The sequence below is a fragment of the Streptomyces sp. NPDC002513 genome (assembly GCF_053595355.1).
The window spans coordinates 1-25,215 of the sequence record NZ_JBSFXK010000050.1; the positions used below are offsets into that span (position 1 = coordinate 1).

The 25,215-nt window shown below is 71.2% G+C and carries 19 protein-coding genes and 1 tRNA gene; 12 read left to right on the forward strand and 8 right to left on the reverse strand.

What is annotated here, in order from left to right:
- On the forward strand, window positions 1-1,235 hold a 1,235-nt coding region (gene repSA, locus ACWD5Q_RS26735), incomplete at its 5' end, for a replication initiator protein RepSA (RefSeq protein WP_451429591.1).
- Window positions 1,232-1,429, forward strand: a complete 198-nt coding sequence (locus ACWD5Q_RS26740) for a helix-turn-helix transcriptional regulator (protein ID WP_215121325.1) — start codon at window positions 1,232-1,234, stop codon at window positions 1,427-1,429. The genes repSA and ACWD5Q_RS26740, both read left to right, overlap by 4 nt.
- On the opposite strand, the gene ACWD5Q_RS26745 is transcribed toward ACWD5Q_RS26740, so the two are convergent.
- Window positions 1,396-1,986 (reverse strand): hypothetical protein, encoded by a 591-nt coding sequence (locus ACWD5Q_RS26745; RefSeq protein ID WP_451429592.1) that lies wholly within the window; start codon window positions 1,984-1,986, stop codon window positions 1,396-1,398. The two genes, ACWD5Q_RS26740 and ACWD5Q_RS26745, sit on opposite strands and share 34 nt — an antisense overlap.
- Window positions 1,987-3,002: 1,016 nt before the next feature.
- Window positions 3,003-3,078, reverse strand: a tRNA-Arg gene (locus tag ACWD5Q_RS26750).
- A 306-nt stretch (window positions 3,079-3,384) separates the two neighbouring features.
- Here ACWD5Q_RS26750 and ACWD5Q_RS26755 point away from each other — a divergent pair.
- The 4 genes from ACWD5Q_RS26755 to ACWD5Q_RS26770 all read left to right on the forward strand — a co-directional run bounded on the left by ACWD5Q_RS26755 (window position 3,385) and on the right by ACWD5Q_RS26770 (window position 9,609).
- On the forward strand, window positions 3,385-4,992 hold the full coding sequence (locus ACWD5Q_RS26755) for a dynamin family protein (RefSeq protein ID WP_451429593.1): 1,608 nt from the start codon (window positions 3,385-3,387) through the stop codon (window positions 4,990-4,992).
- 5 nt (window positions 4,993-4,997) lie between these two features.
- Window positions 4,998-7,166, forward strand: coding sequence for a GTP-binding protein (locus ACWD5Q_RS26760; RefSeq protein ID WP_451429594.1), 2,169 nt, complete (start codon window positions 4,998-5,000; stop codon window positions 7,164-7,166).
- Between the two features lie 269 nt (window positions 7,167-7,435).
- Entirely contained in the window at window positions 7,436-7,924 is a 489-nt protein-coding gene (locus ACWD5Q_RS26765) for a single-stranded DNA-binding protein (protein WP_451429595.1), read from the forward strand.
- A 275-nt stretch (window positions 7,925-8,199) separates the two neighbouring features.
- Window positions 8,200-9,609, forward strand: a complete 1,410-nt coding sequence (locus ACWD5Q_RS26770) for a Cys-Gln thioester bond-forming surface protein (protein WP_451429596.1) — start codon at window positions 8,200-8,202, stop codon at window positions 9,607-9,609.
- 183 nt (window positions 9,610-9,792) lie between these two features.
- On the opposite strand, the gene ACWD5Q_RS26775 is transcribed toward ACWD5Q_RS26770, so the two are convergent.
- Window positions 9,793-11,304: an FAD-binding oxidoreductase gene (locus tag ACWD5Q_RS26775; RefSeq protein ID WP_451429597.1), complete on the reverse strand. Its 1,512-nt coding sequence runs from the start codon at window positions 11,302-11,304 to the stop codon at window positions 9,793-9,795.
- Window positions 11,305-12,501: 1,197 nt separating this feature from the next.
- Here ACWD5Q_RS26775 and ACWD5Q_RS26780 point away from each other — a divergent pair.
- Window positions 12,502-12,666: a hypothetical protein gene (locus ACWD5Q_RS26780; RefSeq protein ID WP_451429598.1), complete on the forward strand. Its 165-nt coding sequence runs from the start codon at window positions 12,502-12,504 to the stop codon at window positions 12,664-12,666.
- Window positions 12,667-12,673: 7 nt separating this feature from the next.
- Window positions 12,674-14,209: a helix-turn-helix domain-containing protein gene (locus ACWD5Q_RS26785; RefSeq protein WP_451429599.1), complete on the forward strand. Its 1,536-nt coding sequence runs from the start codon at window positions 12,674-12,676 to the stop codon at window positions 14,207-14,209.
- Window positions 14,210-14,277: 68 nt separating this feature from the next.
- Here the strand turns inward: ACWD5Q_RS26785 and ACWD5Q_RS26790 are convergent, their stop codons facing one another.
- Complete coding sequence (locus ACWD5Q_RS26790) at window positions 14,278-15,747, reverse strand: ATP-binding SpoIIE family protein phosphatase (RefSeq protein ID WP_451429600.1); 1,470 nt, start codon at window positions 15,745-15,747, stop codon at window positions 14,278-14,280.
- Between the two features lie 484 nt (window positions 15,748-16,231).
- On the opposite strand from ACWD5Q_RS26790, the gene ettA reads away from it, so the two are divergent.
- Genes ettA through ACWD5Q_RS26805 form a run of 3 tightly spaced genes read left to right on the forward strand, consistent with a single transcriptional unit; the run spans window position 16,232 to window position 18,992 of the window.
- Window positions 16,232-17,896, forward strand: coding sequence for an energy-dependent translational throttle protein EttA (ettA, locus tag ACWD5Q_RS26795; protein WP_451429601.1), 1,665 nt, complete (start codon window positions 16,232-16,234; stop codon window positions 17,894-17,896).
- A 2-nt stretch (window positions 17,897-17,898) separates the two neighbouring features.
- Window positions 17,899-18,309, forward strand: coding sequence for an acyl-CoA thioesterase (locus ACWD5Q_RS26800; RefSeq protein ID WP_451429602.1), 411 nt, complete (start codon window positions 17,899-17,901; stop codon window positions 18,307-18,309).
- On the forward strand, window positions 18,306-18,992 hold the full coding sequence (locus tag ACWD5Q_RS26805; RefSeq protein ID WP_451429603.1) for a hypothetical protein: 687 nt from the start codon (window positions 18,306-18,308) through the stop codon (window positions 18,990-18,992). The genes ACWD5Q_RS26800 and ACWD5Q_RS26805 overlap by 4 nt, the downstream gene beginning before the upstream one ends.
- A 60-nt stretch (window positions 18,993-19,052) precedes the next feature.
- Here ACWD5Q_RS26805 and ACWD5Q_RS26810 read toward each other — a convergent pair whose 3' ends face one another.
- Entirely contained in the window at window positions 19,053-19,466 is a 414-nt protein-coding gene (locus ACWD5Q_RS26810) for a globin (protein ID WP_451429604.1), read from the reverse strand.
- Between the two features lie 164 nt (window positions 19,467-19,630).
- On the opposite strand from ACWD5Q_RS26810, the gene ACWD5Q_RS26815 reads away from it, so the two are divergent.
- Entirely contained in the window at window positions 19,631-20,611 is a 981-nt protein-coding gene (locus ACWD5Q_RS26815) for a methyltransferase domain-containing protein (RefSeq protein ID WP_451429605.1), read from the forward strand.
- Between the two features lie 68 nt (window positions 20,612-20,679).
- On the opposite strand, the gene ACWD5Q_RS26820 is transcribed toward ACWD5Q_RS26815, so the two are convergent.
- The 3 genes from ACWD5Q_RS26820 to ACWD5Q_RS26830 form a co-directional block, all read right to left on the reverse strand.
- Window positions 20,680-22,317: an FHA domain-containing protein gene (locus ACWD5Q_RS26820; RefSeq protein WP_451429606.1), complete on the reverse strand. Its 1,638-nt coding sequence runs from the start codon at window positions 22,315-22,317 to the stop codon at window positions 20,680-20,682.
- 93 nt (window positions 22,318-22,410) lie between these two features.
- Window positions 22,411-23,751, reverse strand: a complete 1,341-nt coding sequence (locus ACWD5Q_RS26825) for a VWA domain-containing protein (protein ID WP_451429607.1) — start codon at window positions 23,749-23,751, stop codon at window positions 22,411-22,413.
- A 116-nt stretch (window positions 23,752-23,867) separates the two neighbouring features.
- Window positions 23,868-25,214: a PP2C family serine/threonine-protein phosphatase gene (locus tag ACWD5Q_RS26830; RefSeq protein WP_451429608.1), complete on the reverse strand. Its 1,347-nt coding sequence runs from the start codon at window positions 25,212-25,214 to the stop codon at window positions 23,868-23,870.
- Window position 25,215: the final 1 nt, after the last annotated feature.

Here is a 25,215-nt window from a genome sequence, read left to right on the forward strand (position 1 = left end):
GCCCAACAAGGAAAACGCCCTGCCTGCGACCAAGAAGCCGCAGGCGAGAGCCATCTACGCCCCTTGACAGGCCCGGCCCTCATGGGTGCGGAAACCGCCGCGCCTCCCGCTGCCCGTCCTGCGCCTGGACCTACGCGGGCGACACCTATCACCTGATCCGCGCCGGCCTGGCCGGGGACGACCGCCGAGACGTCCCCTCCACCGTCCGCGATCACCCCCGTGTCTTCGCCACCCTCACGGCCCCCTCGTTCGGCCCGGTCCACAACCGCCCCGATCAGAGCACCTGCCGCTGCGGCACCCCGCACGCGCCCGATGCTCCAGAGCTGGGCAGCGCCCTGGACCCGGACAGCTACGACTACGCGGGCGCCGTGCTGTTCAACAACCACGCCGGACAGCTCTGGCAGCGCTTCACCATCCGACTCCGACGGGAACTCGCCGCCCGCGCCGGCCTGTCCCGTCGGGAACTCGCCGCACACTTTCGCGTCTCATATGGCAAGGTCGCCGAGTTCCAGAAGCGCGGGGCCGTGCACTTCCATGCCGTCGTACGCCTCGACGGCCCGGAGGGGCCCGGGACGCCACCGCCCGCGTGGGCGACGGTCGACCTCCTCACGGACGCGCTACGCGCCGCCGCCGCGCACTCGTACACATCCGTCTCGGTCCCGGCAGCGGGTGACCAGCCGACTCGGACCTTCCGCTGGGGCCAGCAACTCGATGTCCGCCCGGTCAAGGCCTTCGGTGACGGCTCCGACATCACCGAACAGGCCGTCGCCTCGTACGTGGCCAAGTACGCCACCAAGGCCGGGGAAAACACCGGCACCCTGGACCGCCGCATTGGCGAACTCGCCGAACTCGACCGCCATCAGGTCCCCGACCATACCCGGCGGCTCATCACCGCGTGCCGCGACCTCGACAGCCTGTACCCAGATCGGCGCCTCTGGGCCTGGGGGCACATGCTCGGCTTCCGCGGGCACTTCTCGTCCAAGTCGCGCACTTACTCCACCACTCTCGGCGCCCTCCGCCAGGAACGCGCCGACTACCGCGCCGCCCAAGAGGCATCCGTCCTCGGCCTCGACGACCGCGAGCCGGACACCGTCCTCGTGCTGGCGGACTGGCAATACGCCGGCCACGGCCATACGCCGGGCGAAGCCGCCCTCGCCGCGACGATCGCCCGCGACCTCCAGACCAACCGCGAGACGGCTCGCGAAGCCCTCCTGACCGAAGGGAGCACGGAATGACCACGGCCATCCGGTCACGCACCATGCTCACGCTTGCGGAGGTCTGCGAGGAACTGGCCGTCTCGCGCTCGACCTTCTACGACTGGCGGGCCAAGCGTCGTGCGCCGCGCTGCATCAAGCTCCCGAACGGCGACCTCAGGATCCGGCGGAGCGATCTCGATCACTGGCTCGACGACCGCGAGGACGCCGCCTGATGGAGACGACGTACGACGTGAAGATCTACAAGATCCTCGCTTACAAGGGCGCCCGGAAGAACACGTACACCGTGCGCTGGGTGGTCGCGGGGAAGCGCTGGCGCGAGCCCTTCGACACCGTCGCGCTCGCTGAAGGCTTCCGCTCCGAACTCATCCAGGCCACAGGCAAGGGCGAAGCCTTCGTCGTCGCCACCGGCCTTCCGGTGTCCCATCGTTCCAAGGCGGCTGCCATGAGCTGGTACAAGTTCGCCGTCGAGTACGTGGATGCCCGTTGGCCTCAACTCGGCGGCAACAGCCGCAAGAACATCGCCAAGACCCTGACCGCGACCACCATCGCGCTGTTGCGAGCCAATCCCACCCAGTTCGGACCTGCTGCCGTGCGGACGGCTCTTCGTGAATGGGCGTTCAACACCAACCGACGCCCGGACGCGCCCCGAGATGTGGTGGCCATCCTCAAGTGGGTGGAGCGGAACTCCCTTCCCGTCTCGGCCTGGGAGGACCCGCAGAAGGTCGACCAGGTTCTGCAGGCCATCGACACGCGCCTCGACGGCAAGCAAGCGGCGGCCTGGTCCCGGAAGCGCAACCGCCGGATCCTCAACGTCGCTATGAAGTACGCGATCCGGCGGCGCATCCTGCGGGCCAACCCCCTTCCCAAGGGCAAGGAGTCGACGGCTGTCACGAAGACCACGAACGCCGTGGACAAGCGGTCCTTGCTGAATCCCGAACAGGCGGCGGCGATCCTCGACTGGATATGGCGCCGGCCGCGCGGTGGCAAGCGGCTCCGTGCCTTCTTCGCCACGCTGTACTACTGCGGGCCGCGGCCCGAGGAAGCCGTGGCCATGCGCGTGGCGGACGTGACGCTGCCCGAGCCCGACGCCGACGACCAGTGGTGCGAGCTGCTGATCCACACGGCGACCCCGGAGGTCGGGAAGCAGTGGACCGACACGGGGGAGATCCACGAACAGCGTGACCTCAAGGGCCGCGCGGAGGGCGAGACACGCACAGTGCCTGGGCATCCGGCCCTGACACGCATCCTGCGGCAGCACATCGCGGACGAACTGCTCCAGCCGGGTGACCTGCTCTTCCAGGGTGAGTCCGGTGGCATCCTCGCCGGTTCCGTCATCCGTCGGGCGTGGCGCAGCGCGCGTAAGGCCGTGCTACCTCCGCACGTCTTCGATTCGCCCACCGGGCGGCGCGTGTACGACAACCGGAACACGCGCCTCACCAAGTGGCTCAACGACGGAATTCCGCCCGCCCAGGTGGCGGAATGGGCCGGGAACAGCGTCGCCGTGCTCCTCGCCACCTACGCCCGCTGGATCGACGGGCAGCTGCCGGACTTGAAGCGACGGCTGGAAGCCGCGGGCGATCTCCCGGAGGTCAAGGTGCCGGGCACGACTGATCTCCGGCCGAGAACTTCGACACGTATTCGACACGGCCACCCGCGAAAACCCGGTGACAGCCGGACAGCCCCGGAATCTTCCCTTGATCGCCGGGGGAGTGCCCGGGGCCTCACTGTGTTGGGCTGCACCCGCTCTGACCAGCAAAAAAGCCCTCCCGTGGGGAGGGCTCTCAGTGGCGCCCCCGGCAGGACTCGAACCTGCGGCCAAGCGCTTAGAAGGCGCCTGCTCTATCCACTGAGCTACGGGGGCCGGTGTGGTGGCCTGTCGTGGTTCCCGGTGTGGGCCGATCCGTGACCATACCGGGGACAAGGATAGGACTCCCGGCCCCTTGCCCCTGGTGCTTCCCCTCCGTGGCTCGATGTGGAGGTTCGGTGAAGCGGTCCTGATAATCGCAGGCAGGTACGAATCGCGCATCGCTTTTGACGTCTCACGCCCCGGGTGTTGTGCACTCGTTATGCCTGCGCCCCAGTCGTCCCGTCCGCCCCATGTGTCCTGTCGGCGCGCAGACATCTCCATATGCTTCAGAAAGCCTCCAAAATTGGGCATTCTTCGCATGTGGTGACCTTGGACGTACGGCCTCAGCTGCTCGACGCACTTTCCGCCCTGCGCGACCGTGTCGCCGCCGCACGCTTCCCGCTGCCCCTGGCGGGGGCTCCACGGGCGCGTGCCAACCGCGACGAGCTTCTTGCACAGCTCGACGACTATGTGGTGCCCCGGCTGAGAGAGCCTGAAGCGCCGCTTCTGGCCGTCGTCGGCGGATCGACCGGCGCCGGAAAGTCGACCCTCGTCAACTCCCTCGTGGGCCGCAGGGTCAGCGAGGCGGGCGTGCTGCGGCCCACCACCCGCACGCCGGTACTCGTCTGCCACCCCGAGGACCACCACTGGTTCAGCGGGATGCGCGTCCTGCCCGACCTCGCGCGCGTGTGGGTGCCCCATCAGGACGGCAGCGACGATCTTCACCCCCTCGTCGGGCGCGAGGAGCGGGTCCTGCGCATCGAGACCGCCGACACGCTGCCGCGCGGGCTCGCCCTCCTCGACGCGCCCGACATCGACTCCCTGGTCGCCGAGAACCGCGTCCTCGCCTCCGAGCTGATCTGCGCCGCCGACATCTGGATCCTGGTCACCACCGCCGCCCGGTACGCCGACGCCGTGCCCTGGCATCTGCTGCGGACCGCCAAGGAACAGCGGGCGACCTTCGTCACCGTGCTGGACCGGGTGCCTCACCAGTTCGTGTCCGAGGTGTCACGGCAGTACGGTGCCCTGCTCACCAAGGCCGGGCTCGGCGACGTCCCCCGCTTCACCGTGCCCGAGCTGCCCGAGTCCGCGTGGGGCGGGGGGCTGCTGCCCGCCACGGCCGTCGCACCGCTGCTCGCCTGGCTCACGTACCAGGTACAGGATCCGGCCGCCCGCGAGGCGTCCATGGCGCGTACGGCGTACGGCGTTCTCGACTCGCTGAGGTCCCGGATGCCCGAGCTGGCCGGGGCGGCAGCCGCCCAGTACGCCGCCGCCCTGCGGCTGACGGCCGCCGTCGACACCGCGTACGACAGCGAGTACGCGCGCGTGCGGAGCCGGCTGGAGGCTGGAGCCGTCCTCGCCGGCGACGCGCTGACGCGGTGGCGTGGCTACCCCCGGGACTGCACCCCAGGGGAACTGCTGGGCGCCCTCGTGGAGAGCCTGGGCGCCCTGCTGCTGTGCGCCGTCACGGCCGCCGACGAACGCATCGACGAGGCCTGGCGGAGCGAGCCGGCCGCGGACGCTCCCGGGCTGACCCACCGTGATCCGGCCCTGGACGGCGCCGAGCACCGGATCGGAATGACCGTACGGCGCTGGCGGCGTGTGCTCGAGGAGTACGCCGAGGAGTCGGTGCGCGACCTCGACCGGAGCGGTGCCGCGGACGCCGAGGCGGTGGCCGCGCTCGTCGCCACGGAGCTGCTCGGCGGTCGCCGTGCCGAGGGTGCGGGGGAGGCGCTCGCCGAGCGGATCGGGGCCCAGGCGGCCCTCCGGCTGCGCGACCGCGCCGCGCGACTGCTCTCCGAGTATCTGGACCGGGCGCTGCGCGCGGAACGCGAGCGCCGTATCGCTCCGCTCGACGCCCTCGACGTCCAGATCGACCCTCAGGCCGAACTCATCGCCGCGCTGTCCGTACTGCAGAAGGAGAGGTGACCGCGGTGACTGCTGTCACTGACCGCACGGATCACGTCGAGCACCCGGAGGAGCCGGGGGGCCCTGAGCGCCCCGCGCGTGCCGAGCGGCCGGAGCGTGCCGAGCGATCCGAGGGGCGCGGCTCGGAAGCCGATGACCAGCCGTCGGGCCACGCGTCGATCCCGTCGTCGGACCGGCAGACGGACCGGCCGTCGGACCGGTTCTCCGAGGGGGCGGGCGTCGTGGCCGGGGAGCAGCCGCGCGGGGAGGGCGTATCCGGGCGTCCCGGCGGGGGCCGCGGCGGGCGTGCGGAGACGGCCGGGCGCGGGGACGGGGATGAGGACGCGGGGACCGGGACCCGGGGCGGGACCCCGGCTCCGGCTGCCCGCCCCCAGGAGAAGGTCCCGCACGCGCGCGTGGAGGACGACGCCCGCCACGCGCGCGTACGGCGCGACGACCCGGCGGAGCGCTCCGAATCCGAGGCGGTCTGGGACGACGGGCTGATCGCCAGGCGCGTGCCCGAGACGGGGCCCTGTGTGCCGCAGGCGGCCACGGTCGTGGAGCCCCGCGGTACGACCGAACGAGAGCCCGCGCCGCTCGCGTACGACGGAGCCCTGCGGTCACGGCTGGACGCGCTGCGCGAACTGGTGGCGCTGTCGCGGACCCGGCTGGACGGCGGCACACTCGCCGAGGCGGGCCGCGTCCTCGACGAGGCGGCCACGCGCCGCAGGCTCTCCGGGGAGCACACCGTGGTCGCCCTCGCGGGCGCCACCGGCAGCGGCAAGTCGACGCTCTTCAACGCGCTCGCCGGGGTGAACCTGTCGGAGACCGGGGTACGCCGGCCCACCACGGCCGCGCCGGTTGTGTGCGGCTGGAGCGACGGCGCGTCCGCCCTCGTCGACCGGCTCGGCGTTCCCGGGCGGCTGCGCCGACGACCCCCGCAGAGCCCCGACGGCGACGCGCAGCTACGCGGACTCGTCCTGGTCGATCTGCCCGACCACGACTCCGCGGCCGTGGAGCACCGGGAGCAGGTCGACCGGGTCCTGGCGCTCGTCGACGCGGTCATCTGGGTGGTCGACCCCGAGAAGTACGCCGACGCGGTCCTCCATGAGCGCTATCTGCGGCCCCTCGCGGGGCACGCCGAGGTCATGTTCGTCGTTCTCAACCAGGTCGACCGGCTGCCCGGGGAGGCCGCCGAGCAGGTCCTCGACGATCTGCGACGGCTGCTCGACGGGGACGGGATCGCGCTGGGCGAGTACGGCGAGCCGGGCGCGAGCGTGCTCGCGGTCTCCGCGCTCACCGGGGAGGGCGTGGGGGAACTGCGGGAGATGCTCGGGCAGTTCGTCGCCGAGCGGGGGGCGGCCGCGCGCCGTGTCTCCGCGGACGTGGACGCGGCCGCCGCCCGGCTGCGGACGGTCTACGCGACCGGCCGCGGTATCGGGCTCAGCGAGGAGGCGCGCGAGGAGTTCGCCGGGCGGCTCGCGGACGCGGTCGGCGCGAGGGCCGCGGGTGAGGCCGCCCAGCGCGCGTGGCTGCGCAACGCGGGCCGCGCGTGCGGCACGCCCTGGCTGCGGTTGTGGCGGTGGTCCCGGGCGCGGCGCCAGTCCGCCGCGGGAGGGCCGTCGCTGCCCGCGACGACGGGCGAGGAGGCGACCGCGCGGCAGAGCGTCGAGCAGGCGGTGCGGACGGTGGCGGACCGGGCCGCGGCCGGACTGCCCGCCCCCTGGGCCCAGGCGGTGCGGGAGGCCGCGGTACGCGGTGCGCAGGGGCTGCCCGAGGCGCTGGACCAGCTCACCGTGAGCGGCGCCGAGCCGCCGGGACGGCCGCCCCGGCCTGGCTGGTGGCCGGCCGCCGTGATGGCCCAGACGGTGATGACGCTCCTTCAACTCCTCGGAGTGCTGTGGCTGCTCGGGCAGCTCGTGGGGTTCATGACGCCGCACCTCGCGGCCCCTGTGCTGCTGGTCGCGGCGGGTGTCGTGGGAGGTCCCGTCATCGAGTGGAGCTGCAGGATGGCGGCGCGCGGACCGGCCCGCAGATACGGACTCGAGGCGGAGCGGCGGCTGAGAGAGGCGGCGGCCGGATGCGGGCGGGCCCAGGTGCTGGATCCGCTGGCGGCGGAGCTGCTGCGGTACCGGGAGGTGCGGGAGCAGTACGTGAAGGTCGTGGGGGCCGGCGCGGTGGCGCGACTGGGCTGAGGGCTGGGCTGAGCGGCCCCGGGACCCACAGGGCGGAGGTGCTCGTTCGGGTGGCGGGGTTTTCCACAACCGGGGGACGGTCCACAGCGCGCAGCGGACTCGGGCCCGGCGAGGCAGTCTGATCTCGCGGCGACTGCGGCGGACGCGGTCACCGCGACGGCGGCGGCATGCCACAGGGCGTGACCGCCGCGCCAGACACAGCCGTACGGGACGGGCCCGTACGCGTTCGGTCCCGGTGCGGCAGGCCGGGACGAGGGAGGGGTTTTCGCATGAACGAGACGACGGTGTGCGTGGTCGGCAACGTGGCTACGCAGCCGGTCTACCGGGAGTCGTCGGCAGGTCCCACGGCCCGCTTCCGGCTGGCGGTGACGGCACGGTATCTGGACCGCGAGAAGAACGCCTGGACGGACGGGCACACGAACTTCTTCACGGTGTGGGCCCGGCGCTCACTGGCCACGAACGTCGCCGCGTCGGTGTCCGTCGGTGATCCGCTGGTCGTTCAGGGGCGGCTCAAGGTGCGCACCGAGCAGCGGGACGGACAGGGCTGGCTGTCGGCGGACCTCGACGCGGCGGCCATCGGCCACGACTTGTCGCGCGGCACCTCGGCCTTTCGGCGGTCCTCGAAGCCCGAGGCGCGGACCGGGCCGGCGGCGCCGCCGGAGCCCGCCTGGGAGACCGATCCGCCGAGTCGACCCGAGGGAGCGGAGCCATCCGGGCAGATCTCCCAACCCCAGTCACAGCCAGCAGGAGTGACGTAACGTCAGTTCGCCTATGTCCCGCGCTGACTGGACTGCCGTCATTCGTCGGATAGATCGCCGGATACCCGAACAGTCCTCATGGATTTGTCGATACGCGCAGCTCACTGACGGGGCAGGCGATAACGATTCCGAGTCGGATCGGTTGCCGGACGCCATGACCGGGGAGAGGGGTGTGCCGCGTCCTTAGGATGCCGGGCATAGCTCCAGGGGCTTTCGATTCTGCTGGCGGGACCCCACCCCCCCACGTCCATGGGTCCCGCTCGAAGGGGAATTCTGTGTTTTCTTCGCTCTCTGCGCCGTCCGCGCGCAGGCGAGGGGCCGCCCGCCTCGCCGCCGCGGTGCTGGTGTCCGGACTCGTCTCGGGTGGTCTGCTGGCCACCGCGGGGGTGGCGGCTGCCGACGGGGAGCCGCAGAGCGAAGGAGGCGCGACAGCGACCCTGGGCGCACTGAAGACGTACGGAGCCGCCGTCGTCCACGACGGCGGCCAGGACGAGCAGGTGTCGGCGGGACTGTTCGAGATGTCCGTCGACAACGGCGGCACCCTGCAGACCTACTGCATCGATCTCCACAACCCGGCGCAGAAGGAGGCCAAGTACCACGAGACGTCCTGGAGCGGCACGTCCCTGAGCGGCAACAAGAACGCCGGCAAGATCCGCTGGATCCTGGGCAACTCCTACCCGCAGATCAACGACCTGGCCGCGCTGGCGGCCGAGGCCGGAGCCAAGGGACTCACCGAGCAGGACGCCGCGGCGGGCACCCAGGTGGCGATCTGGCGCTACTCGGACGGGGCCGACGTGGACGCGGTCGACCCGCAGGCGGAGAAGCTCGCGGACTACCTGGAGAAGCACGCGCGGAACCTTCCGGAGCCCGCCGCCTCCCTGTCCCTCGACCCGCCCGCGGTCCCGGGCCGTCCCGGCGAGCGGCTCGGCCCGGTGACGGTGCACACGAACGCGGACAGCGTGACCGTGACACCGCCGTCGAACGCCACGGCCGGCGCAGTGAAGGTCGTCGACAAGGACGGCAAGGCGGTCACGTCCGCGGCCGACGGCAGCCGGATCTACTTCCAGGTGCCCAAGAAGGCGCAGGACGGTTCGGCCGAGCTGACGGTGCAGGCGTCGACCACCGTGCCGGTCGGCCGGGCCTTCGCCTCCGACACCCGCAGCCAGACTCAGATACTCGCCGGATCCAGCGAGTCGACCGTCTCGGCGACGGCCACGGCGACCTGGGCGGCCAAGGGCGCGATACCCGCGCTGTCGGCCGGGAAGAACTGCGCCGAGGGCGGCGTGGACATCACCGCGGTCAACAAGGGCGACACGGCGTTCACGTTCGAGCTGATGGGGGCGGAGCACACCATCCCGGCGGGACGGACCCAGACGGTGACGATCCCGTTACAGGAGGACCAGGCGTACGACTTCACGATCAAGGGGCCGGGCGGCTACCAGAAGTGGTTCAAGGGCGTCCTCGACTGCAAGACCGAGAGCAGCGCGGGCGGCGGCCTGAGGACGCAGACGCTCGGTGAGCCCAGTCCCGCGACGGCGGGCGGTACGGCGGCCACGGACACCAACCTCGCCGAGACGGGCACCACCAGCGCGACCCCCTTCATCGCGGGCACGGCCATAGCCCTGGTCGTCATCGGCGGCGCGGCCCTGGTCCTGATCCGCAAGAAGACCCCCACCCAGGACTGACCGGCGGACACCGCCGGGTCAGCGGCGGGTTCGGCGCTGTCCTGCCTTGCGTGAGGCCCACGGTTGCAAGCCGCGTGTAGCCTCGCCGCGGCCGTCAGTGCCCCCGAAAAGGGGCACCCGGAATGCGGGCGGCCCCGCCCGTATTCCGGGCAGGGCCGACAAGTGCCTCCGGGCCGACGCAGGTTACCCGCGTTCGCGTGAGCGTGACGCCGGCGGAATGCTCTGCTCGTACTGGAACACGTTGTGGGGGTCGTACTGCGCCTTGATCGTGCGCAGCCGGTCGAAGTTCGATCCCCAGTAGGCGGTTTCCCACTCCTGCATTCCGATGTTCGGCACGTTGACGTAGGCGCCGTTCACGTAGGGCCGCAGCTCCTGGCTGAACTCGGCGATCCAGGCCTGTGCCACCGGGGTGAGCGGGTCGTAGACGCCTGGTTGTCCCGTACGGGTCCCCCAGCCGGCGCCGGGCTCGGAGTAGAAGAGCGCGTCGCGATGCGGGAACGCAGTGCCGCCGCGGGGGCTCCTCCTCACCGCCCCACCGAAGGCCTGGGTGAAGAAATTGCTGTCGTCCGTGGGGGCGTCCCGCATGAATGAGGCGACCACGCCGATCGCCTTCTTCGAGAACGGCTTGGTGGTGAACTGAGAGAAGAACTTCCAGTTCGCGGGTTCTTTCTGGGTCGGAACCTGGAATCTCGTGTAGACGTCGCCCCAGTTGCCGACCTGTACCGAGACCCGGGGGCTGCCGACCGACAGGATCGGGGCCAGCAACTGCCGTGCCTGAGCGGGTGATCCTTCCGCGAGAACCGCGAACAGCAGGATCTGGTTTCTGTGGATCTCGAGCTGGGTTCCGAGCCGGTTGTCGGCGACCGGCGCCGTACGCTGCCATGTGTCGAAGACCCCCGGCAGATCCCCGAGACCGTCCCACACCACCTGCACATAGGTGACGCTCTTCAGCGGAGCCACTGTGTAGGTGAGTGACGTGACGATGCCGAAATTGCCGTTTCCCGCCCCGCGGAGCGCCCAGAGCAGGTCCGAGTCGTGGTGCAGATCCGCCTTGATCACCTGGGCGCACTCGGTACCCGACGCGACGACGACCTCCGCCCCCACGAGGCTGTCGCAGGCCATGCCGAGCCAGCGGGTGAGGAAGCCGAATCCGCCGCCGAGCGTCGCACCGGACAGGCCTACGCTGCCCTCGGTTCCGGTCGTCACCGCGAGGTCCTGCTTGGCGAGCGTGGTCACCGCTTCCAACTGGTTGAGCCCGGCGCCGACTGTCGCGATACGCGAGGCGGTGTCGATGTGGACCGACTTCAACTCGCTGATGTCGATCACGATGCCGTTGTCCACGTTCGACCAGCCCTCAAGGCTGTGGCGGCCGCTCCGCACGCGCAGCGCGACGTCATTCTGCCGCGCCCAGGTGAGGGCGTTGACGACGTCCTGGGTGTTCTGGGCGAAGACGATGACCAGCGGATAGTGAGCGAAGAGCTCGTCCCAGCCGAGGCTCGCATCTGCGTAGGCGGGGTCTTTGGGGCGGACGATCCGGCCGGTCAGGTTCGCCGGCGGGCACTTCCCGCCGTCATGCCCGTCGCTCGCGGCGCTCGCGAACGGGGCCTCTGCGGCCGTAACGCCCGGGACGACGGCCGCGCCGGCGCCGGCAGCCGCCGTCGCCTTGAGCAGGCCGCGACGAGAAAAATCGTGCATGGTCCGTATCCTCTCGACCGGAATACGCCAGTATTGTGGCTACGGAATATCTCGTCTGCCGGCCGGCGCGTTCAATCCATTGTGGACGTTTCCTGCGGCCCGCAGGGTAACAGGGGTAACCCGTGATGGTGTTTCCCGACACGCTTATTGGAGCGATGCCGGCAGGTTGAGGAATGGCATATAAGGGCGGTCGTGAATTGGTCCGGCCGTGTGGATGCGGCGGGGTTTGATGTCTATGGGTTCGACACGGTGGTCATTCTTCCTGCCGTGTCTTCGGCGACCGGGGTTCGTGTGTGCGGCCATTCCCTTCGCCCGGCCCGCACGCGAAAAAACTCTCGAATTATTTCCATCTTTTTCAGTCTGAATCCGCCGCGGTCTTCGGTCCGGCGGCGAAGACGCCCGCCCCCCCCTGATCGTCGCGGGGTTCACCTCCGGCGGCGATGCTGCTCGCGGTGGGTGTGTGCGCGATGACCGGCGCGGGTCGCAACTCCCTGACGGCGATGGGCGAAGGGGCGCGCCATTGCGAGCGGGTGCCGGACACGGGGCAGCCGTCGTCCTGCAGCCCGGCACACCGGCTCCGGTGGAAGTCCTGGCGCCGTAGCGACGCCAGGACCTGGTGAAGACGCGCGGCAACGTGTCTTCGGGAATCTCCGGATCACTGTTTTACCCGCAGGACATCGGAGAACGACCGCACCGGCCCGGGGGGCGGATGCGGTTGCAGGTTCAAAGATCGGGTATCGCATGCCGTCTGGTCAATACAGGGACGGAGCTGCGGAAATCGTACCTGTCGTCGCGGCTCTGAGCTGGAATGAAGCGAGCCGGCCGATGGCTCGAACCTGCACCATCGGGTGGGACAGCACTGCGGATTCCTTCCCGAGGCACAGGACACCACGTCACAAAGGTGGGATGCATCTGCGGGAAATTTGCTCCCTTTGATGCTCTGACCAGCAAACATGGCGTCTCGGCCGGTGGGCGTGGCCTGGGCGGCCAAAGGGACGCATCTGCGGAATGGCCGCTTTCGGGTTAGCCCTGCGGCGGCCGATGCTGCAACATCACTTGCCACGACGGGCGGCGGCAACCGCCACGCACAGCAACGTCGTTGACCCGCAGGACACAGAGAACGAAAGTGAAAGCACGTTGAATCTGCCTTGTACCACGTCTGTTCCACGGCCCCGTCCGGTGTCAGGACCGGAGGCCGTGGTCCTGATCGTCATCATCATCGTCGCAGCCGCTCTGGTCGCCGTCGGCCTCCCGGCCGCCAGCGTCGCGCTTCTGCTCACCGAGGCAGGAGCGCTCGGTGTCCTGCTGATCCGGCAGTTGCGTGGAACCGTAGACGACGAGCCGGCGCCCACGGAGGCCTGACAGCCCCATGGGCCGCCGTGAGAACCCGATCGGCCAGTGCAGCAGGACCCTGTACTCCCTCGCGGCCTGGCTTCGTGCCGGCCGCGAGGCGGCAGGACTGACATACGAGCAACTCGCCGAGCACACCGAGTTCAGCGCCGACACACTGGCACGCGCTGCGTCCGGACGCAGCGTGCCCAAAAACCTGGACGTGGTTCTCGCCTACGCTCGGGCCTGCGGCCTGTCCGCCAAAGAGGCCGAGAAACTCTGGAGACTCGCCCGCCGCGACGCGGCCCAAGCACTCGGTGTCGTGAAAGGACGCCGCGGCGGAGTGCACATCAGCGTCGTCAAGGACTTCGCCGATCTTCACTCCGCCATCGTCGAACTCTACGAGGGCGCCGGCAGCCCTCCGTTACGCAGCCTGGACACACGTATCGGCGGCCTGGGCCGCCTGCCTCGCAGCACAGCCGGCCGGGTCCTGAAGGGCCGCTCCACACCGAGCCGGCACTTCGTCCTCGCCTTCGCCGAGGCCTTCGGTGTCCGCGCATCGGACCGGCCGGAATGGGGGAAGGCATGGGACCGCGCCGACCGGGACCGGCGCAGTACCCGCAACCGTCTCCGCCGCCAGGGACAGACCAGCCTCCTGGGCCGCCTGACCACCCACGGCCCCGTCACCCCCCGCGACCTGCAACTGCTCATGAGCGACCTGGAGTCCTCCGCGCGCCGGGAACCGGGCCTCAAACTCCTGGTCCACATCCCCGACGCCCAGGACAACGCCACTCGTATGACCCGGGAACTCCTCGTCGACCAGGCGCAGCGCGAGGGGCTTCTGGCCTGCCCCCAGTGCGGCCGGCCCTCCTTCGGCTATGACGACTCCACCGGTTGGCACGCCACTCGCTGCACCGACTGCAGTACTGCTCCCCTCACGTCCGCTTTCCCTCCTCAGCCGCAGGCCGCTCTCCAGGACACCCCGACGCTGTCCCTGCGCGTTCCGCCGCTGCCGCGCCGGATCCCCGGGCGCGCGTGGCCCCGTCCCGCCGACCCGGCCTCGTCCGCACCCCAGACCGCCGTCGATCTGGCGACGATCACGGACCTCACTCCGGCACCGGATTGGCGTTGCCGTACCTGCCACGGATCTCACGAGGCCGACGACGGTTGCCGTCCGTCACCGGATACCGGCGACACCATTCCGGACAACCGCGCGAGGACCGCCGCCGGCCCCGCCCGTCCGGCCGGTACGGCCGACACGGACACGGACACGGCACGCCACCAGCCCTCTCCCAGGCAGCGGGCGCTCGGCGACTTCTTCGCCTCCAGTCGCAGCCCCCACAGCGACACGGCTCCCGGCGCACGGTCCACCACCACCACGCCGACCACGAGGATCCGTATCAACATCCCGGGCACCAGGCCCGTCCCGCCAGTCGTCGTACGCCGGACGACCGGCCCCGGACGACAGCCGGAGTCCGCGCTGTCGGTGGCACCTGACACCGCGGACGCTCAGGGCCGTGATCCAGCCGGAGCCGAGAGTCCGCAGGCCAACGTCGCTCCCCAGCCGCTCGAGTGATCAGTGAGCCGTCACGTCCCCTCCGGCGGGGCGCCGCCCCCCGGAGGGCTTCGGGCAGTCCAGCCCGGTCACGCAGCCGGTACCAGTACGGGGGCGACGGGAACCGGTGAGGCTGACTGCTCGGCCCAGACGATCTTCCCGCTGGGGGTGAAGCGGGTTCCCCACCGCTCGGCGAACTGGGCGACGAGGAAGATTCCGCGGCCGCCTTCGTCCGTGTCCGCTGCGTAGCGCAGGTGCGGGGAGGTGCTACTGCCGTCGCTGACCTCCACCACCAGGGTCGTATCGCACACAAGGCGCAGGTGGATAGGGGGTGCCCCGTAGCGGATGGCGTTGGTGACCAGCTCGCTGAGGATCAGTTCGGTAGTGAATGCGGTCTCCTCCAGGTCCCAGTCGGCCAGCTTCGCGAGCACCTCGGTACGCACGGTGGACACCGCGGCAGGAAAGGGCGGGATGTCCCATTCGGCGATCCGATCACGCGGAAGCGCCCGGGTTCGGGCGATCAGGAGGGCGACGTCATCGGCTGGATGCGCGGGTAGCACCGCCTCCAGGATCGTGTTGCAGGTCTCCTCCGGGGTGAGTCCCGCGCCGGAGAGCGTGTCGCACAGCAGCTTCAGGCCGGTCCCGATGTCGTGATGACGGCTCTCGACGAGCCCGTTCGTGTAGAACACGAGCTGCGTGTCCTCCGGCAGCTTCCGCTCGACGGCCTGAAAACGCAGCAGGCCGCCTACGCCGAGCGGGGGGCCTGCGGGCAGGTCGAGAAGCTCTACGCGGCCGTCGGGATAGACGACGGCGGGCGGAAAGTGACCGGCTCTTGCCATGGTGCAGCTACAGGAGATCGGGTCGTAGATCGCGTACAGGCACGTAGCCGCGACATTCACGTCCTGACTGGCGCCCTCCTCCGTATCCATCTGATTGACCAGGTCGTCGAGGCGGGCCAGCAGCTCGTCGGGCGGCAGGTCAAGGGTGGAGAAATTGCGGACCGCGGTGCGCAGCCGCCCCATGGTGACCGCGGAGCGCAGGCCGTGGCCGACCACGTCCCCGACCACCAGGGCGGTGCGGAATCCTGGGAGAGGGATCACGTCGAACCAGTCCCCGCCGACCTCGGCCTCGGCGGGCACGTAGCGGAACGCCGCCTGGACGGCGCCGGTGTCCGGCAGCGTACGGGGCAGCAGGCTGCGCTGCAGCGTGGTGGCGATGGCGTGCTCGCGGGTGTAGTGGCGAGCGAGCTGAGAGACCGCGAGGCCGACGACGAGCAGCAGCACGGCGGTGAGGGTGTCGTCCAGGTTGTTTATGCGGGTGAAGCTTTCGTACGGGGTGGTGAAGAAGAAGACGAACCACGCGGCGGTGGACAGGGCCGAGAGGGCCGCGGCCCAGCGGGGGCCGAGGGCGGCCATCGCCGCGACGACCAACATCAGGATCAGGGCCACGTTGGTCTGCGACAGGGTGCCTCGGACGAACAGCAGGAGCGCGCAGACGGCGAGCGGGACTGCCAGCGCCGCAAGGAGCGTGGTCAGCCCCTTGACGAGACCATGAGGCATGCCATACCTCCCTTCTCTCCGGTGTAACAGCGCTCACGTGGCGCGGCCAGTCGATACGGGGCCCGCGGGCACGGCCACGACGACCGGCTGTCCGACTGCGCTACGACCGCCCCCACCGGGACGAGCAACCATGGGCGTTCAGGCACAGTCACTGCGGGTCAGCGTCCGCGGCAGGGCCGGACGGACAGGTACTCGAATCGACCAGTCCGGATCAGGCGGTGCGGCTCGCGCTTCTCGGCCCATTCGCAGGTGGCGAAGTTGTCGATCAGGGCGGCCCGGCCTGTCCGGTTGGCGGATCGCTGTGCCGTCCGAGGCCCCCGAAGCCGGCCAACGGCGACCGGCAGTGGCGGACGAGCCGGAGCCGCCGACAGTGAAGCCCCAGGTCAGCGCCCCCAGACCTGACGGGTTTCCGCCCAGGGGTGGCGGTCAGGCAAGATGGGGTGTATCTGCCCACTGCCAGATTCAAGCTGCCGGACGGTTTCTCTTGGCTGAGTACATTTACACCATGCGCAAGGCGCGCAAAGCGCACGGCGACAAGGTGATTCTCGACGACGTCACCCTGAGCTTCCTGCCGGGGGCGAAGATCGGCGTCGTCGGCCCGAACGGCGCGGGCAAGTCGACCGTCCTCAAGATCATGGCGGGTCTTGAGCAGCCGTCCAACGGTGACGCGTTCCTCACGCCCGGCTACAGCGTCGGCATCCTGCTCCAGGAGCCCCCGCTGAACGAGGAGAAGACCGTCCTGGAGAACGTCCAGGAGGGTGTCGCCGAGATCAAGGGCAAGCTCGACCGGTTCAACGAGATCGCCGAGCAGATGGCGGTCGAGTACACCGACGCGCTGATGGAGGAGATGGGCAAGCTCCAGGAGGACCTCGACCACGCCAACGCGTGGGACCTGGACTCCCAGCTGGAGCAGGCCATGGACGCCCTGGGCTGCCCGCCCGGCGACTGGCCCGTCACCAACCTCTCCGGCGGTGAGCGCCGCCGCGTCGCGCTCTGCAAGCTCCTGCTGGAGCAGCCCGACCTGCTGCTGCTCGACGAGCCCACCAACCACCTCGACGCCGAGTCGGTGAACTGGCTGGAGCAGCACCTGGCCAAGTACGAGGGCACCGTCGTGGCGGTCACCCACGACCGGTACTTCCTGGACAACGTCGCCGGATGGATCTGCGAGGTCGACCGCGGCCGCCTCCACGGCTACGAGGGCAACTACTCCAAGTACCTGGAGACCAAGGCCACCCGTCTGAAGGTCGAGGGCCAGAAGGACGCCAAGCGGCAGAAGCGCCTCAAGGAAGAGCTGGAGTGGGTCCGCTCCAACGCCAAGGGGCGGCAGGCCAAGTCCAAGGCGCGTCTGGCCCGCTACGAGGAGATGGCCGCCGAGGCCGACAAGATGCGGAAGCTGGACTTCGAGGAGATCCAGATTCCGCCGGGCCCGCGTCTGGGCAACGTCGTGGTCGAGGTGGACAAGCTCAACAAGGCCTTCGGCGAGAAGGTCCTCGTCGACGGCCTCAGCTTCACCCTGCCGCGCAACGGCATCGTCGGTGTCATCGGTCCGAACGGCGCGGGCAAGACCACGCTGTTCAAGATGATCCAGGGGCTGGAGCAGCCCGACTCCGGTTCGATCAAGGTCGGCGAGACCGTCAAGATCTCGTACGTCGACCAGAGCCGCGAGAACATCGACCCGAAGAAGACGCTGTGGGAGGTCGTGTCCGACGGCCTCGACTACATCAACGTCGGACAGGTCGAGATGCCGTCGCGGGCGTATGTGTCCGCGTTCGGTTTCAAGGGCCCGGACCAGCAGAAGCCGGCCGGGGTGCTCTCCGGCGGTGAGCGCAACCGCCTCAACCTCGCGCTCACCCTGAAGCAGGGCGGCAACCTGCTGCTCCTCGACGAGCCCACCAACGACCTGGACGTCGAGACGCTGTCCTCACTGGAGAACGCGCTTCTGGAGTTCCCCGGCTGTGCCGTCGTCGTCTCCCACGACCGGTGGTTCCTGGACCGCGTCGTCACGCACATCCTCGCCTACGAGGGCGAGTCCAAGTGGTTCTGGTTCGAGGGCAACTTCGAGTCGTACGAGAAGAACAAGGTCGAGCGGCTCGGCCCGGACGCGGCCCGTCCGCACCGTGCCACCTACAAGAAGCTGACCCGGGGCTGATCTTGCGGCACATCTACCGCTGCCCGCTGCGCTGGGCGGACATGGATGCGTACGGCCACGTCAACAACGTGGTGTTCCTCCGCTATCTGGAGGAGGCCCGTATCGACTTCCTGTTCCGCCCGGACAAGGATTTCCAGCAGGGGTCCGTGGTGGCGCGCCATGAGATCGACTACAAGCGGCAGCTCGTCCACCGGCACGCGCCGGTGGACGTCGAGCTGTGGGTCACGGAGATCAGGGCCGCGTCCTTCACCCTCGCCTACGAGGTCAAGGACCCGGACCAGATCTACGTCCGGGCCTCCACCGTGATCGTGCCGTTCGACTTCGAACGGCAGCGGCCGCGCCGGATCACCGCGGAGGAACGCGCGTTCCTGCTGGAGTACCAGGACGACGAGGGGGAGGCCGTCGCCGCATGACGGTCCTCCACCTCGCCGACGACGGGGAGGCGGCGGATCTCGCCGCCTTCCTGGGCAGGCTGCTGCACTACGACCGCGGTGCCGCGGTGCGTCTGCAGGCGACCGGGACGACGCTGGCCGTGTTCGGGCGGCCACCGTCGTTCGAGGTGCTCGCGGTCCGTGCGGTGCGGCTCGCCAAGCCGTACGAGAACGGGCTGGACGACGGGCTCGACGTGACCGTCTCGGCCGGGGAGTTCCTGGAGTCCGTCGACGAGCAGGCGGCCACGGTCGCCGTGCCCGCCGCCGTCACCGGACCCCCGTGGGCCGGGGTCCTGCCGCCGCGCAGCGGCTGGCAGCCGGTGCCCGGACTGCCGGGGCCCGACGCGCTGCGCGCGACCGTGGCCGCGGCGGTGGCCGAATTCCGTTCGCGTACGGAGGAGTTGGCGCCCGAGCAGCGCACACGCGCCGCGCTCGACCGGGTCGGCCGGGAGATCTGGTCCCGCACGGTGCAGGACACGGGGCTCCCGGTGCGGGCCGTGCACGCGGCGCAGTCACTCGGCTTTCTGCGGCCCGCGCCACGGGTACCGGGCGACGAGCCGTCGGCCCTGTTCTCGTCGGGCGCGTGGCTCAGGCTGCGCACGCCGTACGGGTCGATCGCCGTACGCCGGGCGGGACTGGGCGCCCTGGACGTCAGCGTCCGCTGACGGGACGGAACGGGGGCGCGTGGCGCGCCCCCGGGCCGGAGAGCGCGGACGCCCGGAGCGTCACTCCGGGGTGTTCACCATGGACGCCGCCGCGTACGTCAGGTAGTTCCACAGCGTGGTCTCGTGCTCCTCGGACAGGCCGAGTTCGTCGACGGCCACGCGCATGTGCCGCAGCCAGGCGTCGTGGGCGGCCTGGTTCACGGTGAACGGGACATGCCGCATGCGCAGACGGGGGTGGCCGCGGTTCTGGCTGTAGGTGTTCGGGCCGCCCCAGTACTGCATCAGGAACAGCGCGAGGCGCTCCTCGGCCGGGCCGAGGTCCTCCTCCGGGTACATGGGCCGCAGGATCGGGTCCTCGGCCACGCCCTCGTAGAAACGATGGACGAGGCGGCGGAAGGTCTCCTCCCCGCCGACCTGCTCGTAGAAGGTCTGCTCCTGAAGCGTGCCGCGCCGAATCTCTCTCACACGCTCCATGGTCTCAGACGCGGCGGCCGAGGTCTGCGGGCTCAGGTCCTGCGCACGACCGGGCCACTGGGCTTCGGGCTTCCGGGCGACCGCGCCTCGCGGCCGTGCCGCCTCGCCGCTTCCGGCGCAAGGCGTGTTCGCTTCCGGGGTGGCCTTCGCAGCACAGTGGAGACATGGCCGCGTACGCCCTCGATCACGCCCTGCAGGACCTCGCCGCCTCGGCGCGGGCGGCGCTCGTGCGGGAGATCGACGCGAGCGGAGCCTGGGCCGCCGATCCCGCCTGGCGGGAGGCGTTCGCGGCGGTGCCGCGCCATCTCTTCGTGCCCTACTACTACACCGGTGTCATCGGCGGCTACGAGCGCCGAAGCTGCGACGAGTCCGACCCGGGGCTCCGGGAGCAGTGGCTGCGCGGGGCGTACGAGGACGTGCCGCTGGCCACCCGGGTACGCGGCGGGGAGCTGCTCTCCTCCAGCAGCCAGCCCTCCCTGATGGCGCAGATGCTGGCCGAGCTGGCGGTCGAGGACGGGAACGCCGTCCTGGAGATCGGCGCCGGCACCGGGTACAACGCGGCGCTGCTCTGCCACCGCCTCGGTGACGGCTTCGTCACCACCGTCGACCTCGACCCGGAGATCACCAGCGCCGCCCGACGGCAACTGGCGGCCGCGGGGTACCACCCGGCGGTGGTCACGGGCGACGGCGCGCGCGGCGTACCGGAGCGCGCCCCCTTCGACCGGATCATCGCCACCTGCGCGCTGCACACGATCCCGGGCGCCTGGCTCGCGCAGTGCCGCCCGGGTGCGCGCATCCTCGCGCCCCTCGCGACCGGGCTGATCGCTCTGCGGGTGCGCGACATCGGGCACGCCGAGGGACGCTTTCTGCCCACGCCCGCCTACTTCGTGCCGCTGCGCGGCGGCACCCCGTCCGAGCCGGAGCCGCAGGACCTGGGCGGACTGCCGCGCCGGGCCCGCGGTCACGAGCTGTTCCGGTTCCTGCTGGCGCTGACGCGGCACTGCCTCACCCCGTACGAGGCGTACGCGCTGTGGGAGCGGGAACGGCACCCCGCACGGGACCGGTTCGGGATCACGATCAGCGGCGACCGCTCCTGGGCCTGGCTGGACGACCCGGAGGGGCCGTCCACCTGGCCGCTGCCCTGAGGGCCGACGGGACGGGGCCGCGTACGAGGACGTCGCACTGCCCCGTACGCGTACGCGGACCGTGGTGCTCAGCCCCGGCGGATCGTGATCGTCGTCCACGCGCCCACGTGCACCCGGTCCCCGTCCTGGAGGGGCACCGGCACGAAGGGCTGGATGGGCTCCTCGCCGCCGTTGACCGTGGTGCCGTTCGTGGAGTTCTGGTCCACGACCGCCCAGGAGCCGTCCGGCTGCTGGACCAGGATCGCGTGCTGGTGCGAGACGCCCGGGTCCTCCGGCGGCACCGACAGGTCGACGTCGGGGGTGTCGCCGGTGGAGTGGCGGCGACGGCCGATGGTGACCTGGCTGCCGGTGAGGGTGCGCTGCTGCTCCGGGGAGTACGCCGGCAGGTTCAGGCCCGCGGCCTCGGGGCCGGAGCGCTGCATCATCGCCATGAAGTACTCGCGGTCCGGACCGATGGTGGCGGTCCAGGTCACCGGCCCCTGCTCGTAGGGGCTGGGCGGGGCGGCCTGGGCGGAGCCGGCCTGCGGGTAGCCGTAGCCACCGCCCGGAACGCCGGCGGGCCCGGGGCCGCCGGGCCCGCCGGGGCGGCCGGGTGCCGGGGCGGACGAGGGCGGGGAGATCAACCAGTCGTCGTCACCGCCGCCGAAGGACGGGCCGCCGGACTGCGGCGGGGCGGGCGGCGGGAAGCCGCCCTGCGTCGGCGGCGGGGGGGCGGGCGGACCGGGCCGCTGGAACGCGGTGGGCGCACCGCTCTGCGGATACGCCCCCGGGCCACCGGGTCCGCCTGGGTTACCAGGTCCGCCGGGTCCGCCGGGTCCGTTCGGGCCGCCGGGACCGCTCGGGCCGCCGGGCCTGCTCGGACCACCAAAATCGCCGGGTCCGTTCGGGCCGCCCGGGCCGCCGGGTCCGCCCGGACCAGCGAAACCGCCGGGCCCGCTCGGGCCACCAAAACCACCGGGCCCACCCGGCCCACCGGATGTGGGCGCAGGCGGCGGAACCGGACGTGACGGATCCGCACCGAACGGGGACGGCCGCGAGGCGTCGTTTCCGAAGCCGGGCGGGCGGGAGGAATCGTTTCCGAAGCCGGACGGGCGGGAGGAATCGTTTCCGAAGACAGGTGGGCGGGAGGAATCGTTTCCGAAGCCGGACGGGCGCGAGGTGTCGTTTCCGAAGCCGGACGGGCGCGAGGTGTCGTTTCCGAAACCGGACGGGCGTGACGTGTCCGGGCCGAAACCCGTCGGCCCGGACGGCTCGCTGCCGAACGGCGGGCCCGACGGTATCGGTTCCGCGGGCCGGTTCACCTGCGAGGGCCGGGACCGCTCGTAGTCGAACGGGTCGGCCCCGGGTCCGGTCTGCCCGCCCTGCTGGAAGCGCAGCGCGGCGTTCGGGGCCGGCGGGCGCGGTGCGGCGGGGGTGTACGAGGTCGCCGTGTTGGTCAGGAAGTTCCACCGGCACTCCTCGCAGAAGGGCGCGCCGCCCTCGCGGGGCGTGCGGCACTGCGGGCAGAACTCCGGCTCGGCGGACGCCGGGCGTCCCCCGGGCCGGCCGCCCGCGCCCTGGGGCGGCGGGGGCGAACCCGGCGGCGGATAGCCGTAACCGGCGGCGGGCGGCGGTGGAGGCGGGGGTACGGCACCGGCCATACGGTGACCGCAGACCTCGCACCAGTCGTCGGAACCCGACTGGTGTCCGTTCGGGCAGGTCGGCATGTCGGCGCTTCCCCCTCTCCTTCTCCGGTCACCGGGACCGGCGTGGTTCTCCGGCCCAGGGGGGCCGGGCTCGCTGCTGTCGGGACGTACGGGTCACTTCTTTACACGAACAGTCTTTGTGGACCGGGTCTCGAGCGTCATCTCGTCGGCCTCCGCGACCTTCGTCTTCAGTCGCACAGTACCTGTCGCGGCGTCGACCACGTCCACCACCTTCGCAAGCAGTTTCGCAGTATCCGCGTTCCCCGACGCCCTGGCGAGTTGAACCGCCCTGCCCAGCTTGGCCGTTGCGCCATCGATATCGCCTGCTTTGCGCAGGTCTATTCCCTGCTGGATGGCTTGCGCCAGTTCGGCCTGTCCGGTGTAGTGGGCGACTTGGGGGTTGATCGACGTGGACGCCGCCATGTCGTCGGTCCACACGGCCCGTACGAGCCCCTGGGCCCCGAGGTTCTCCGTGCTGCCGTCGCTCCGCGGGATCACCAGGGACACCCGGGCGGCCAGCATCTCCCGGCCGATGTCCGCGGCCGGGACCCGGACGCACACGTGGTAGTCGCGGGACTCGTCGCCCCAGGACCCCGTGGGGTAGTCCCCGGCGCGCGGTCCCGCCTCCGTGCGGCGGCCGGTCAGGTCCTCGACCGTGGGCGCAACCTGCTTGACGAACGTGATCTCCGTGCCGACCGGCGTCCACAGCCGCAGCGAGACATCCGCGACCTCCTTGCCCATGGCCGACTCCATCATCCGCGTGAAGTCGGCGGCCAGAGCGGCCGGATCGGCGACGATGTCGGCGGTGCCGAGCAGCGCGGAGGCGATCTGGGTGACCTCCTTCACCTCCCAGTCGGTGCCCACTCCCCGCGCGTCACAGGTGAAACGGCCGGCGCAGGCGTCCAGCGCGGCCTTCAGGTCCTCGGGTGACTCGTGCTCGTTGCGGCCGTCGGTGAGCAGGATGCCGTGGCGTAGGGAGACGTCCGCCGAGGACAGCAGCCGGTCGGCCAGCCGCAGCCAGGTGCCGATCGCGGTGCCGCCGCCCGCACCGAGCGCGCGCAGCGCCTGCTTGGCCCTCTCGCGGGTGGTCGCGTCGGCGACGGCGAGCCGCCCGCCGCCCGGATAGACCTCCTTGGCCACATGGGTGCCGCCGATCACCGTGAAGTGCACGCCGTCGCGCAGGGTGTCGACGGCCGCGGCAGTCGCGTCGCGCGCGTTGCGCATCTTGGTCGGCGGGTAGTCCATGGATCCCGAGCAGTCGACCATGACCGCCACGGCCGCGCTCGGGCCCTGCCCCGCCGCGTACGGGCGGGGCGCCGTGACCGCGTTCGTGCCGCCGCCGGTCGCCGACACCGTCACGACGGCGTTGACCTCGCGGCCGCCCTCCGGCAGGTACTCGTTCTGGTAGACGTCCAGCGAGAACTGCGGCACGTTCGACTTCGAGAAATTGGCCATGCCTACTCTGATCCCCCTTGAGAACCCCACCGGCGCGGGGCGATGACTGGTTGCGGACCGGTCCCCTCCGGTCCTGCGGCCGGTCCGGCCGGCCGTGGGGGTGTCCGGGACACCCGTCAGGCGGATCCTGCCCCCTGCGGCGGGGCAGGGAACGGGAGCACCGCCACTGTTACGTTGTCGTGGCCCCCGCCGTCCAGGGCGTGGCCCAGCAGCACCCGGGCGGCGTGCAGCGGCCGGAACTCCGCGTCGGCCGGCACCACCTCGGCCATCTCCTCGGCGGTCTCCGCGTAGTTCCACAGGCCGTCCGTGCACACCACCACCACACCCGGCCGGTCCGGCTGGAAGGACGCGGTGTGCGGCTCCAGTTCGTACGCGTCCGCGCCGAGCCAGCCCGTGATCGCGTGGGCGCGTTCGTCGGCGTACGCCTGGGCCTCGCTCATCAGGCCCGCGGCGACCATCTGGGCGGCCCACGAGTCGTCCTCGGTGAGCCGGGCCGGGGGAGCGGTGCGGTCCGCCGGGACCCAGTAGGCGCGGCTGTCGCCGACCCAGCCGACGACGAGCAGGCCCGCGGTGACCACGGCGCTGACGAGGGTGCAGGCGGGGGCGTTCTGGTGCGGGGTGTGCTCCCGGGCCGTCTCCGGCTCCGCGACCAGCGCGTTGACGGCGTGCGAGGCGGCGACGATGGCGTCGTGCATGGCCTGCTGGAGGTGGGTGCCGCACGGCAGGGACGCGAGAAGCGCCTCGTTCGCCGCCCGGGAGGCGGCGAGGGAGGCGTCGTCGGGGCGGGTCGCCGAGGACACGCCGTCGCAGACGACCGCGACGACGGCGGGCGAGCCGTCGGGCAGCACGGTCTGGGAGAGCGCGAACGCGTCCTCGTTGCGGTGGTGGCGCAGACCGCGGTCGCTGACCGCGGCGGCCGGGCCCGACTCCTGCTCCATATGGTCCCGTTCGCGTGGCTGGGCGTGGCCGCAGTGCTCGCAGTAGCCGTCGCCGTCCACGCTGCCCGTGCGGCAGGCCACGCAGACCGCCGGCTCGGCGGCAGGGGCCGCGAGGTCCGCCGGGGCCGCGGTGCGCGGATCGACCGGCTGGGGCGCCGCGAGGGGGTAGTCGTCCGGCTCCGACGGGCGGTCGAGCCGGACGCCCCGGGAGGCGCCCTGGGCCGGGTCCGTCGCGGGCAGGTGCGAGCCGCCGGAGTCGGTGCCCGCGAGGTCCGTCGGCAGGTGCACCGGGGCGGCCGTCTCCGGGCCGCCCGCCGGCGGGGCGACGGGCCAGTTCACCCGGGCGGCCTCCGTGGCAGGGTGAGGCACCGAGCCGTTCATGGTCAGGGTCGGGGTGTCCGACGGCGGGGCGGGTACCGCCGACAGGTCGTACCCGCAGGCGCCGCAGTAGCGGTCGCCCGACTCGAGGGGCTCCTCACAACTGGGGCACCTCGAAAGGGCCGTCGGCTGGGGCATCTGGGACATC

Excerpts from the sequence above, each read along its gene's own strand:
- ACWD5Q_RS26805 (WP_451429603.1), top strand. The coding sequence starts at position 18,306 with ATGACGGTCCTCCACCTCGCCGACGACGGGGAGGCGGCGGATCTCGCC.
- ACWD5Q_RS26830 (WP_451429608.1), bottom strand. The coding sequence starts at position 25,214 with ATGTCCCAGATGCCCCAGCCGACGGCCCTTTCGAGGTGCCCCAGTTGT.
- ACWD5Q_RS26765 (WP_451429595.1), top strand. The coding sequence starts at position 7,436 with ATGAACGAGACGACGGTGTGCGTGGTCGGCAACGTGGCTACGCAGCCG.
- ACWD5Q_RS26775 (WP_451429597.1), bottom strand. The coding sequence starts at position 11,304 with ATGCACGATTTTTCTCGTCGCGGCCTGCTCAAGGCGACGGCGGCTGCC.
- ACWD5Q_RS26815 (WP_451429605.1), top strand. The coding sequence starts at position 19,631 with ATGGCCGCGTACGCCCTCGATCACGCCCTGCAGGACCTCGCCGCCTCG.
- ACWD5Q_RS26790 (WP_451429600.1), bottom strand. The coding sequence starts at position 15,747 with ATGCCTCATGGTCTCGTCAAGGGGCTGACCACGCTCCTTGCGGCGCTG.
- ACWD5Q_RS26820 (WP_451429606.1), bottom strand. The coding sequence starts at position 22,317 with ATGCCGACCTGCCCGAACGGACACCAGTCGGGTTCCGACGACTGGTGC.
- ACWD5Q_RS26825 (WP_451429607.1), bottom strand. The coding sequence starts at position 23,751 with ATGGCCAATTTCTCGAAGTCGAACGTGCCGCAGTTCTCGCTGGACGTC.
- ACWD5Q_RS26810 (WP_451429604.1), bottom strand. The coding sequence starts at position 19,466 with ATGGAGCGTGTGAGAGAGATTCGGCGCGGCACGCTTCAGGAGCAGACC.
- ACWD5Q_RS26740 (WP_215121325.1), top strand. The coding sequence starts at position 1,232 with ATGACCACGGCCATCCGGTCACGCACCATGCTCACGCTTGCGGAGGTC.
- ACWD5Q_RS26785 (WP_451429599.1), top strand. The coding sequence starts at position 12,674 with ATGGGCCGCCGTGAGAACCCGATCGGCCAGTGCAGCAGGACCCTGTAC.